General features: G+C 72.3%; 10 protein-coding genes. 3 read left to right on the top strand and 7 right to left on the bottom strand.

The window, feature by feature from the left end:
- Positions 1-233: hypothetical protein (locus ACTHMF_RS05725; RefSeq protein ID WP_440316655.1), on the bottom strand; the 233-nt coding region annotated here is incomplete at its 3' end.
- 479 nt (positions 234-712) lie between these two features.
- On the opposite strand from ACTHMF_RS05725, the gene ACTHMF_RS05720 reads away from it, so the two are divergent.
- From ACTHMF_RS05720 to ACTHMF_RS05710, 3 genes are all read left to right on the top strand, one after another.
- A complete protein-coding gene (locus ACTHMF_RS05720; RefSeq protein ID WP_440316654.1) occupies positions 713-3,268 on the top strand; it encodes a prealbumin-like fold domain-containing protein in 2,556 nt (851 codons plus the stop codon).
- A gap of 394 nt (positions 3,269-3,662) precedes the next feature.
- Positions 3,663-5,123, top strand: a complete 1,461-nt coding sequence (locus ACTHMF_RS05715; protein ID WP_440316653.1) for a SpaH/EbpB family LPXTG-anchored major pilin — start codon at positions 3,663-3,665, stop codon at positions 5,121-5,123.
- 100 nt (positions 5,124-5,223) lie between these two features.
- Positions 5,224-6,156 (top strand): class C sortase, encoded by a 933-nt coding sequence (locus tag ACTHMF_RS05710; RefSeq protein ID WP_440316652.1) that lies wholly within the window; start codon positions 5,224-5,226, stop codon positions 6,154-6,156.
- Between the two features lie 138 nt (positions 6,157-6,294).
- Here the strand turns inward: ACTHMF_RS05710 and ACTHMF_RS05705 are convergent, their stop codons facing one another.
- From ACTHMF_RS05705 to ACTHMF_RS05680, 6 genes are all read right to left on the bottom strand, one after another.
- The gene (locus ACTHMF_RS05705) at positions 6,295-7,164 is read right to left on the bottom strand and encodes a hypothetical protein (RefSeq protein ID WP_440316651.1); all 870 of its coding nucleotides are present in this window, start codon (positions 7,162-7,164) and stop codon (positions 6,295-6,297) included.
- A gap of 141 nt (positions 7,165-7,305) precedes the next feature.
- Positions 7,306-7,734 carry a hypothetical protein gene (locus ACTHMF_RS05700; protein WP_440316650.1) on the bottom strand — a complete coding sequence of 143 codons (429 nt, stop codon included), beginning with the start codon at positions 7,732-7,734 and terminating at the stop codon, positions 7,306-7,308.
- An 87-nt stretch (positions 7,735-7,821) separates the two neighbouring features.
- Positions 7,822-8,583, bottom strand: a complete 762-nt coding sequence (locus ACTHMF_RS05695; RefSeq protein ID WP_440316649.1) for a hypothetical protein — start codon at positions 8,581-8,583, stop codon at positions 7,822-7,824.
- Positions 8,580-9,161 carry an RNA polymerase sigma factor gene (locus ACTHMF_RS05690; protein WP_314149151.1) on the bottom strand — a complete coding sequence of 194 codons (582 nt, stop codon included), beginning with the start codon at positions 9,159-9,161 and terminating at the stop codon, positions 8,580-8,582. The genes ACTHMF_RS05695 and ACTHMF_RS05690 overlap by 4 nt, the downstream gene beginning before the upstream one ends.
- Before the next feature lie 92 nt (positions 9,162-9,253).
- Complete coding sequence (locus ACTHMF_RS05685; protein WP_440316648.1) at positions 9,254-10,108, bottom strand: hypothetical protein; 855 nt, start codon at positions 10,106-10,108, stop codon at positions 9,254-9,256.
- Positions 10,109-10,235: 127 nt separating this feature from the next.
- Positions 10,236-11,333, bottom strand: coding sequence for a YihY/virulence factor BrkB family protein (locus tag ACTHMF_RS05680; RefSeq protein WP_440316647.1), 1,098 nt, complete (start codon positions 11,331-11,333; stop codon positions 10,236-10,238).
- Positions 11,334-11,432 lie beyond the last annotated feature (99 nt).

The following is an 11,432-nucleotide window of genomic DNA, read 5'->3' as shown; positions in this document are numbered from 1 at the left end:
CCCGTGTCCCTGCTCACCCGCTGCGCCCGCACCCTGCTCCACGCCGCCCGGCCGGCCGTCGCGCGAGCGCACGGGACGCGCGGCCGGCGCCGGCGCCCCGCGCACCGCGCCCGGCGCTCGATCGCCGTCGTGCTCGCCGGGGGCCTCGCCGCCGGCGCGGTCGCGCTCGGCCCGGCCATCCAGTCGAGCGAGCCCGCCCAGGCGGCACTGCCCACGGTGAACCTGGGCAGCATGCGGGCGCTGCTGCCCCCGTCGGCCCTGACCGGCCGGACGGATTCCGGCAACTCCGTCGACTGCCTCTACCGCGGGACCGGGGTCTGGGCGTACGCCAACCAATGGTCCCGGCAGGGCCACGGCAACGTCATGCCGGAGAACCAGTGCAAGGCGGGCGAGATCCGACAGTCGCGCGTCCACCTCACCCCGGGAACGGCCACCAGCGCGACTGTCGGAACGCCCTTCGTCGTCGCGGCGATCAGCCACCGCAACAACCCGACCGCCTACCCGGGCGGGACGGGCTCGATCTACATCTCCGGGACCGCGCGGGTCGACATCCCCGGCGTGACGGCCGCGCTCGACATCCCCTGGGAGCTGCACGAGACCCCCGACAACCTCTACTACGCGGCGTGCCCGACCGACCCGTTTCAACACCGCGAAATGCCCCGACCGGCTCTCGTTCCCGGCGGGAATCGAGCGCTCGTTCAGCGTCGGCCCTGTGCCGTACACCTTCCGCGTGATCCACTCGCAGATCGCCGCCACCGGGGTCCTGAACGGCGGATTCGACAACGGCGGCGGCACCGGTCCGCCCGACCTCCTGCTCACCGAGAACACCCCGTGCCCCGCGCCCTCCGGGACCCGAGTGCTCTCGAACGTGACCCCGGAGGACAAGGTCACGAAGATCTGCATCTACGCGGAGATCGTGCAGGAGCGGACGCTGAGGGTGGCGAAACAGGCGACCCCGCAGGACGGCACGAGCTTCCCCTTCACGTCGTCGAGCGACCGTGCGGGATCGCCGTGGGGGGCCCAGTCCTTCTCGCTCACGTCGGGCCAGAGCCGCTCGCAGCCCGTTCAGGCGGGGGAGACGGTGCGCATCCAGGAAGGAGCACTGCCCGCGGACTGGGTGCTGAGCAGCATCGTCTGCCGGGACGGCACGGGCGGCACGAGCGTCGGCGCCGAGTACGACGTCGCCAACCGTTCGGTGCGGTTGGCGGAGGTTCCGGTCGCGTCCTCGAGCGAGGCGCTCACGATCACGTGCACCTTCCTGAACGAGAAGGCCGAGCCGGAACCGCAGGAGCGGACGCTGCGGGTTCTGAAGCAGACGGCGTCCCCTGCCGACGGCATGAGCTTCCTGTTCCGGTCGTCCAGCGACCGCGCCGGTTCCCCGTGGGGGACGAACCAGGCGTTCTGGCTGGGCGCCGGTCAGAGTCGCGGTCCGGAGGCCGTGCGGCCGGGCGAGACGGTGGAGATCCAGGAACTCGCGCTTCCCACGGAATGGGAGCTCGCCAGCATCGTCTGCCGGGACGGTGTCGGCGCCACCGTGCCGGGGGTCGTGTACGACCTGGCGGCCGGGTCGGCGCGGCTGGAGAACATCCCGCCCGCGTCGTCCGACGCGGCGGCGCCGATCACGTGCACGTTCGTGAATCAGGAGGCGGCCCCGCCGCAGCCGCAGGAGCGGACGCTGACGGTGCGGAAGCAGACCGCCTCCGCCGCCGGCGGGCTCAGTTTCCCGTTCACCTCCTCGAGCGATCGGACCGGCTCGCCGTGGGCCACGAACCCGGCGTTCTGGCTGGGTGACGGCCAGAGCGTCGGCCCGCGGACGGTCGTGGTGGGCGAGACGATCGAGATCCACGAGGGCGCGGTGCCGGCCGAGTGGGAGCTGAGCAGCATCGACTGCCGCGACGGCGACGGCGTCGCCCTGCCGGGTGCCGTGTACGATCTCGCGTCGCGGTCGGTGCGCGTGGAGGTCGCGGCCGCGCAGTCCGCGACGGCGGCGGCGATCACCTGCACGTTCCTGAATGCGGAGCAGCGGCCGCAGGAGCGCACGCTGACCGTGAAGAAGCAGACGACGGCCGCGGCCGACGACGTGAGCTTCCGGTTCACCTCGTCGAGCGATCGCGCCGGGTCGCCGTGGGACACGACGAACTCGTTCTGGTTGGGCGATGGTCAGAGCCTCGGTCCGCGGACCGTCGTGGTGGGCGAGACGGTGGAGATCCGCGAGGTGTCGTTGCCCGAGGACTGGGTGCTGGCGGCGATCGACTGCCGCGATGGCGCCGGCATCCAGGTACCCGGTGCGGTGTACGACGAGGTGGACAGGTCGGTGCGATTGACGATCCCGGCCGCGCAATCCGCGCCGGCGATCGTCTGCACCTTCCTGAACAGGGAAGCGGACCCGAGCTGGACGCTGGCGAAGACCGCGACGATCGACGGCGTTCCCGGCGACGAGGCGATGCCCGGTGACACGATCGTCTACCGGGTCACCGCGACCGGCGTCACCGGGATCGTCACCGACGCCATGATCGTCGACGACCTCAGCGGCGTGCGCGCGTATGCCACGTTCTCCTACGCGACGCTGCGGGTGGACGGCGGAGCGCCGACGGTTGTCCCGCTGGTCGGAGCGACGCTGGCCGCCGGGCCGTTCACGCTCGCCGCCGGGCAGTCCGCGGTGCTGGAGTACCGCGTCGTGGTAGATGAGGACGCCTGGCTGATCACACTCGAGAACGAGGCGTTCGGCCTGGGGTCGGTGCCGCCGGAGGACTGTTCGGCGGACGATCGGTCGAGCCCGGACTGCAGGACGACGCACCGGACGCCGTCGCGGTTCTGGCTGCAGAAGCTCGGCTATGGCATCAACGGGAACGAACCGCTGCCGGTGGCGATCGACGGGGCGGTGTTCGAGGTCCGCGCGGACGACGGCGGCGCCCCGGGCGACCCGATCGACGCGCAACCGGCGTCCACCGGTGCTGCGGGACGGTTCGACGTGGCCGGGATCTGGCCCGGCAGCTACTGGTTGAGCGAGCTGAAAGCGCCGACGGGCCACGCCCTACTGGCCGAGCCCGTCCGGTTCACGGTCGCTGCCGACGGCACCCTGACGGTGTATGGGACACACCCCAATGTCGCGGTCGACGGCTCCGGCTTCGAGGTCTCGATCATCGACACCGCCGCCTACGTCCTACCGGAGACCGGCGGGCCAGGCACCTGGCTCTTCGCCGCGGGCGGTGCGGCGGCACTGGCAATCGCCCTCCTCGCCATCCTCCTGAGACGGCGTCGACCGTGAGTGCGCGACAGTCATGGAGTGCCAGGCACGGGCGCCCGGAGGACAGCCGGGGCGATCGCCGTGCCGACCCCGCGGCGACCGCGCAACGCGTCCGCGGGAGCACGGAGATCCGGGGATTCCGCTACGGAGCGGTGGATCCGGTCCCGAGACTGGTTGAGGTCGACGCCGGAGCTTTTCGGCGCTGATCAGTCAGTCATGAGGCTTTTGTGCCGGATCCGCATTCCTCTCGGAGTCCCGTGTCCTTGCTCACCCGCTGTGCCCGAGCCCTTCTCGCAGTCGTCCCGGCCGTCCTCGCCATTCGGGCCGTCGTCCGCACCGGACGCCCGGCCTGATCCCCGAACGCGCCGACACGACCGTGCGGCGTCCGATTGTCACGAAAGTAAAGGAGACCACCGTGACACGATCAACCTCCCGCCGCAGCTGGCGCATCCTCGGTGCGCTCGCTGCCGCGGCCGCGCTCGGCTTCGCCGCCGCAGCACCCGCCGCGGCTGCGCCGCTGCCCGACGCCGACCAGCTCGGCTCGCTCACGATCCACAAGTTCGAGACGCCGCCCGGCGGTCCGGGCGCGGAAGGGGACGGCACGCTGATCCCCGGATTCACCGGCACTCCGGTACCCGGGGTCGAGTTCATGGTGCAGCAGGTCGACCCGGCCACCTACGACCTCTCCACGAACGCGGGCTGGCAGGCGCTGACCAACCTCACTCCGGCGATCGCGGCCGCGGGGCCGTTCGGGCAGGAGGCGACCGTCACGACGGGCGCGGACGGCGTCGCCACCGCGGCAGATCTTCCGCTCGGCGTCTACCTCGTCACCGAGACCTCCTGGCCGGCCGGATTCGTGCCGGCGGAGCCGTTCCTGGTCACCATCCCGCTCACCGACCCGGTGAACCTGGACGACTGGCTCTACGACGTGCACGTCTACCCCAAGAACGCGGCCACCGAGGTGACCAAGACGGTCGAGGACTCCGACGCGTACGTGCTCGGCGACGCCGTCACCTGGACCATCCGCGGCTCAATCCCGCAGGTCGATGTGATCGACGGCTACCGCATCACCGACCAGCTCGACGACAAGCTGCAGTACGACGGGTCCACCGTCGAGCTGTCCAACGGCGTCGCGCTGACGGAAGGCACCGATTACACGCGCACCTTCGACGCGGCGACGAACACGCTCACGATCGACTTCACCGAGGCGGGTCGTGCCGTGCTGGTCGACAACAGCGACGCGCAGGTCGTCGTCACGCTCGAGACCACGGTCACTGCCGTCGGCGAGATCACCAACACCGCCGTGCTCTACCCGAACGAGGGCAGCTTCGACATCGAGCCCGGCGAGCCGGGCGGCCCGATCGTCACGCCGGAGGAGGAGACCAAGTGGGGCAACGTCAGCATCCGCAAGACGGACGCGCGTGACACCAGCGTGAACCTCCAGGGCGCTGTCTTCTCCGTCTACCTCACCGAGCAGGACGCGCGCGACGGCGTCAACGCCATCACCATCGGCGGCACCGACACCTGGACGACGGACGGCAACGGTGAGCTGACCATCTCCGGCCTGCGCTACAGCGGCTGGGCGGACGGCGCCGCGGTCGCTCCGGGCGACCCGGGCTACCAGAGCTACTGGCTGGTCGAGGTCGCGGCTCCCACCGGCTACGAGCTGCTGGCAGAGCCTGTCGAGGTCATCGTTGACGGCACCGACACGGTGGTCGACTACACCATCGAGAACTCGCCGCAGAACGGCGGTTTCACCCTGCCGCTGACCGGTGGCACGCTCGCCGAGTGGTTCCTCTACGGCGCCGGTGCCGCGCTGCTGGGCGGCGCTGCGCTGCTGATGGCACGCCGGGCGAAGCGGTCCAGCGTGCAGTAAGGCGACGGCGGTTCCGCGCCGCCCCAGCCGAGTGCGGGGAAGCCCACCTCCTCCAGGGCTTCCCCGCACTCCCGTCGTCGAAAGAAAGGGACCCCACCCGATGAGCACGACCCGCGTGCGCCCGGAACGCCCGACCCGCCCTCGCCGGGCCGCGGCCCCGCGCCGTTCCGTGATCGGCACGCTGGTCTTCCTGGTGCTCGGCGCTGTCGGTCTCGGGCTGCTGGTGTACCCCTCCGCCGCGACATGGTTCAGCGACCGCGCGCACGCCACCGAGATCGCGGGCTTCATCGACCGGCTGGACACGATCCCGGACGCGGAGAGCGAGGACATGCTCAGCCGGGCCGAAGCCTACAACCGTGCGATTCCGGAGATCCTGCTGACCGATCCGTACACCGCCGGCATCGAGGCGGAGCCGGGGACCGGCGCGTACGGGCGCTACCTGGAGGAGCTCCGGCTGCCCGACAGCGACGTCATGGCACGGCTCCGCATCCCCACGATCGACGTCGACCTTCCCGTCTACCACGGGACGGACGACGCCACGCTGGCCAAGGGCGTCGGCCACCTCTTCGGTACCTCGCTGCCCGTTGGTGGCGCCGGATCGCACGCGGTGCTGACCGGTCATTCCGGGTTCGTGGAGGCCACCCTGTTCGACCGGCTGCACGAACTGGCAGAGGGCGACCGCATCCTGGTCGATGTGGCGGGTGCGCACCACGCCTACGAGGTCACCGGGACGCGGACCGTACTGCCGACCGAGATCGAGACGCTGCGGATCGAGCCGGGCGAGGAGTTGCTCACGCTGGTCACCTGCACGCCGAAAGGCGTGAACACCCACCGGTTGCTGGTGCGGGCGGAGCGGGTGGACGATCCGCAGGAGACCGACGCTGGTCCGGCCTCGATCGGAGCGCCTGCGCCCGGCCCCGGCTTCCCCTGGTGGGCGGTGCTTTTCGTCGCGGGTGCGCTCGCGCTTGTCGCGATCCTCGTGCTCCCGTCCCTCCCCGCACTCCTCAAGCGCCGCCGACCCGCGCGGAGCTGAGCGACCCCGTCCGGTACGTCCGTCCCCGCTCGAACAGGGCGGTGACGTACCGAACGAGGACGGCCGCCGCGGGATGCGTTCAGCGCGGGTCCTGCGCGGGCTACGCGGCGTACATGATCCGGTGAGGAGATCCCTGGGTCAGCAGCGGTAGCGGGTCGTCCCGCCCATCCCGTTCGACTTCTGGCACCAGCCGTTGTTGTCGCCGCTGCCGACCCCCACGCTGCCGCCGAGGCCGCCGCCGACGGAGCCGCCGCCGGAGCCCCCGCTCGGCTGCTGCGGGACCGAGCCGTCGCTGTCGCCCGAGCCAGTGGAGCCGTCCGAATCCCCGCCGCGCGCCGCCTGCTCGGCGGCCGCCTGACGGGCGGCCTCCTCGGCCGCCGCTTCCTCCGCCTTCTTCCGCGCTGCCTCCTCGGCCCTCTTGCGCGCCGCCTCTGCCTCCGCGGCGAGACGGGTCCGCTCCTCGGCCTGGAAGTCGGCGAAGTCGCCGGTGAGGGCGGCGACCTCGCGGTCGAGCACTTCGGCCGCGGTGTTCGACGCTCTGGTCGCCGCCGTGATCGCGACGGCGGCCTCCCGGTCGGCGCAGGTCGTCGCCCGCTTCGCCTTCGCGAGCGCGTCGCGACCGGTGCTGACGGCGCCGATCAGGTCGGCGCCGCTCGGCCGGGCGGGTTTCGCGGCGACGGCGGCGACGCCGCCGGCGGCGGGAGACGCCTTCACCTCCGCCCGCGCCGGGCGGTTGGCGTACCGCGTGGTCTCCCAGCCCTCGGTGCCCGGCAGCGCGGTGCTCGCGACGGCGTCGAGCGCCGCCGCCGCCCGGGCGATGGAGGAGGAGACCGTCGCGAACGCCGCCGCGCTGTCCTTCAACGCGGCGGAGCACTGTCGGGCGGTCTCCGCCGCGACGGCGTTCGCCACGCTGATGGAGGCGACGGCCCCGCCCGCGACGACGATCGCGGCGGCGATCACGATGGCGATGCTGCGTTTCCGGCTCCGGCCCATCGGTGCACGGCTCATGACGGTTCTCTTCTCCCGGGTCTTCGCGCAGCGCGCAAGCGGCATCGTCGGCGACGCTGCGCCCGACGGAACGGTGCGGCGCACGACGGCGCCCCACCGGTACCTGTCGTCCGTGCGCCGCCGACCGTTAGCGCTCCGCGGTCACACGGGCCGGGATGCCAGCGACATGGCGGTGAGGATGAGCACCAGCGCGAGCAGCCAGACGAAGCCGATGGAGATCAGCGCGATCAGCATGACCGCGACGGCGAGTTCGATACTCCGCTCGAACAGCGGGCCCTCGCGCGACGCCCAGCGCACCGCGTACGCGCGCAGCATCATCCCGGACGTCGCGGACGGCAGCGCCATTGCGGTCCCGAGCCACGCGGTCACCCCGAATGCTCCGGTGAGTGCGTTGTACGGCAGCCACGCCAGTGCGAAGGAGACGGGGCCGATCACCCAGAGCGCGGCGGAGACGAACAGCTGGGCGTGGCCGGTCCACCAGACGCCGCGGGCGAATCGGGTCAGGCCGCCGGGCGGACGGCGCCGCCACCACCGGGTCGCCTGCGTCCGGCTCTGCGCCGCGAGCGGCATCGCATTGTCCGGCGCCAATCCGTCCCCCCCCGTCGACCGTCGGCTGAGGGGAGGCTAGCAGACGGCGCCGGGCGCCGGCCGCGCCGGTCATCCCCCGATCGTGAACTCGCCGACCCGGGTCGTCCCGTCCGCCTCGAAGACGGGGATCCGGTGCACGACGCCGCGATTCTCCTCCTGCCAGCGCAGCGCGTCCGCGGGCGAGGTGAAGCTCCGGGCGGCGGTGGCGCCGTCGGCGTCCTCGAGGTCGGTGCGGCGCACGTAGCCGTCGCGGCCGTTTGTCGCCGTGACCGCGACGAGGTCCGGTGCTCCGCGGTCGTTGATGGCGCCGTAGGACTGGCCGGACTCGTTCACACCCCACGCGGTCGTCTCCGAGGACGCGTACGCGGCGGTGAGCGTCCATCCCGCTCCGTCGCTCGTTGTCACCGTCACGCGGCCCCCGTGGATGGCCGAGCGCTCCAGGAAGTACGTCGTCGGCCGGCGGAAATCGTCCGTCCCTGCGCACGTGACGCCGGCGCCGTCGCCGAAGACGAACGTGCCGACCGAGAGACAGCGGAAGGAGAGCGTTGCTCCTGTCGCCTCCTTCGGCAGCGGACCGAGCTGCACGAATCCGGAGCCGGTGGACGTGACGGTCCGGGACTCCTGGAGCGGCGTGGTCACCTGCGCCCCGGGAGTCGCGAGGAGGCCTGTGGCTGCTGCTGCCGCCGTGCCGCCCACCACGACGCCGAGCGCGACACCGGCGCCGATCAGCACGTGCCGACGCGACCGCGACACCGGCGAGGAGCGGATGTGGTCGGTCATCCGGTCGCGGAACGCGTCCGCGTATTCGTCGCTCATCCGTGCGCTGCTCATGTCGTCCTGCCTTCGAGGTAGCCGGCCAGGCTGGTCTGGCCGAGGTCGCGCTGCAGCCGCGTGCGGATGCGGTGCAGCCGCGTCCGCGCGGCGCCCGGCCGGATGCCGAGGACGGCCGCGGCCTCGGCCACGGGGTGGTCCTCCAGTGCGACGAGCGCGAACAGCGCTGCGTCCGCGGGCGGCAGCGCGGCAAGCGCGGCCGCGAGCTCCGCATCCATCGTGAGGCCGCCGAGTGCGGTCTCCTCTGCGGACGGGTGGTCGTCGCTGTGCGGGAGCGCGTCGAGCAGGCGTCGGTGCCGCCGTCGCGACCGCTCCAGGTTGCGGCACACGTTGGTGACCGAGACCAGCAGCCAGGGCAGCACGGAGCCGTTCACGATGCGGACGGCGGAACGACGCCGCCACAACTCCAGGAACGCCGCGCCCGCGGCATCCTCGGCGTCGGCGCGGTTGCGCAGCAGCCCGTAGGCGTGACGGAACACGCGGTCGCGGTGCAGGTCGAAGATGCCGCCGAACGCGTCGGCATCGCCTTCGCCTGCGCGCGACCACAGCGCGGCCTCCGAGCGGTCAGCGTCCCCCATACCCTGCATTGTCCGGGACGCGGCCGGGCGTTACAGCGCCGCGGGGCGCGCGTGGCGTCGATCCGGCCGCGGGGCCGCGGCCGGATCGATCGTCACGGCCGGACGCCGAGGCCCACCCGGTCGACGCGGCGGTGGAAGCGCATCCCGGCGAGGCCGCCGAGGATGGCGCCGACCAGGCTCACGATCGCGACGGCGACCGCGGTGATGATGCCGGTCAGCGTCACGGTGCCCTCGTTCAGCGGGATGCGCGGGAAGCTGTTGAGGTTGCCGAGGATGTTGAACTGGGCGCCGAGGATCAGGCTGAGCACGGCGACGATGATCGCGATGATCACCGCCCACAGCCACACCGCGATGCCCTGCCGCGCGCCGTCGAAACGGGCCATCCTGCCCGCGACGTAGCCGCCGCAGAAGTAGGAGACGAACAGGATCACCACGAGCGCGATCGCGCCGACCAGGCCGACGGTCGCGGCGTTGCGGTTCGCCTGGTTCGCCGCCTCGTCGGCGCTGCCGGTGGCGCCGAGGCCGACTCCGGCGCCGATGGCCGCGACCAGGGCGGTCAGGACGACGGCCATGCCGGTCGCGGTCAGCCAGCCGAAGAACGCGGAGCCGAACTTCATGCCGCCGAACTCGCGGCGCTCCCGGTCCACGACGTCCGCGGCGACCGCGGGATCGACGGCGGCGGGTGCGACGGCGGGGTCGTCGGTGCGGGGAAGCGTGCGGGTGCGGTCGGTGACCGGGCGGTCGGCGACGGGGCGGCCATCGACCCCGCGGTCGGCCACCGGGTGGTCGGCCACCGGACGTGCGTCCGCCGGCCGGTCGTCGACCGTGCGTGCGTCCACCGGGCTGTCCAGCCGGTGCTCGGCGGCCGGGGTCCCCTGGACCGGGCGGCCGTCCACCGTGCGGCCGTCGTACGCGGGATCGCCTGCTGCTGGCGTTCTGTCGCTCATGTCGTCCCTCTTCCCTCTGTCCGCCGTGCGGGCGGGTCGGTTCGATCTGACGGGCAGCGTAGGCGGCGGCGGGAGGCGGGCCCAGACCGTTGCGCTGGCGCGTCACACGGAGTAGGCGCCCGTCGTGTCACCGCGAACGACGCCGGTCGTGCTTCTCCTCCGGATCGTCGCCGTCCCCGTCGTCCGACCGCTTCCGCAGCGCGGCGGCCTCCTCCACCAGCTTCTGCTCCTTCTCCACCGACTTCTCGCTGACGCGGGTGTCGCGCGGCGGCAGCTGGATGTCCTCCTCGGCGGCGATGCCCGCCTGCAGCTCGCGCCCGCGCTCGGTCTCGGCGTCCAGCTCCGCGCCGAACAGCAGCGCCAGGTTCGCGATCCACACCCAGAGCAGGAAGACGATCACCCCGGCGAGCGGACCGTAGGTCTTGGAATAGTTCGAGAACGTGGCGACGTACAGGCCGAACAGGAACGTGGCGACGGCGAGGATCAGGATCGCGACGATCGCGCCCATGCTGATCCAGCGGAACTTCGGCTGCTTGGCGTTCGGCGCCGCGTAGTACAGCACCGCGATGATGAGGACGACAACGATCAGCATCACCGGCCACTTCACGATCTCCCACACCGTCTGCGGGACGGTGCCGAGGCCGAGCGCGTCGCCGACGGCCCGGGTGACGGGACCGGAGATCACGAGCATCAGCGCCACGATGGCGACCAGCACGAGCGAGATCACGGTGACCAGCAGCTGCGCCGGCTTCAGCTTCCAGAACGGCCGGCCCTCGTCGAGGTCGTAGATGCGGTTCATCGCCCGTGAGAACGCGCCGATGTAGCCGGACGCCGACCAGATCGCGAGCACGATGCCGAGGACGAGCGCGACGCCGGAGGCCGGCGAGCTCGCAGCGTTCTCGAGCGGGCCCTTCAGCAGGGTCGCGGTGGAGCCGGGCGCCACCTCCTGCAGGATGCGCACGAGCGCGTCCGTCGCCGCCCTGCCCTGGCCGATCACGCCGAGCAGCGAGACCAGCGCGAGCAGCCCGGGGAACAGCGAGAGCACGGCGAAGTAGGTGAGCGCCGCCGCGAGGTCGGTGCACGTGTCCGTGCTGAACTCGCGGATGGTCCGCTTCAGGATCAGCTTCCAGGACGGGCGGTGCAGCTGCGGCGGGCTGTCCGGCTTGCGCGGGTCGTCGGGGGAGGGGGCGTCCGCGAGCCGTTCGCTCGCTTCGATGTCGCTCATGCTGTCGTTCCTTCGTGTTCGGTGCGGGCTTCGCGGACGGGGGGGGGGGGGGGCCGGGGCCCCCCCCCCCCCCCCCGGGGTGTGGTCAGCCGCGCGGCG

Origin of the sequence: Leifsonia sp., from assembly GCF_051955155.1 — a bacterium.
GTDB lineage: Bacteria > Actinomycetota > Actinomycetes > Actinomycetales > Microbacteriaceae > Leifsonia.
The sequence above is the reverse complement of the archived record's forward strand: the minus strand, read 5'-3'. Positions and strand labels throughout refer to the sequence as shown.

Excerpts from the sequence above, each read along its gene's own strand:
- ACTHMF_RS05710 (WP_440316652.1), top strand. The coding sequence starts at position 5,224 with ATGAGCACGACCCGCGTGCGCCCGGAACGCCCGACCCGCCCTCGCCGG.
- ACTHMF_RS05705 (WP_440316651.1), bottom strand. The coding sequence starts at position 7,164 with ATGAGCCGTGCACCGATGGGCCGGAGCCGGAAACGCAGCATCGCCATC.
- ACTHMF_RS05700 (WP_440316650.1), bottom strand. The coding sequence starts at position 7,734 with ATGCCGCTCGCGGCGCAGAGCCGGACGCAGGCGACCCGGTGGTGGCGG.
- ACTHMF_RS05695 (WP_440316649.1), bottom strand. The coding sequence starts at position 8,583 with ATGAGCAGCGCACGGATGAGCGACGAATACGCGGACGCGTTCCGCGAC.
- ACTHMF_RS05690 (WP_314149151.1), bottom strand. The coding sequence starts at position 9,161 with ATGGGGGACGCTGACCGCTCGGAGGCCGCGCTGTGGTCGCGCGCAGGC.
- ACTHMF_RS05685 (WP_440316648.1), bottom strand. The coding sequence starts at position 10,108 with ATGAGCGACAGAACGCCAGCAGCAGGCGATCCCGCGTACGACGGCCGC.
- ACTHMF_RS05680 (WP_440316647.1), bottom strand. The coding sequence starts at position 11,333 with ATGAGCGACATCGAAGCGAGCGAACGGCTCGCGGACGCCCCCTCCCCC.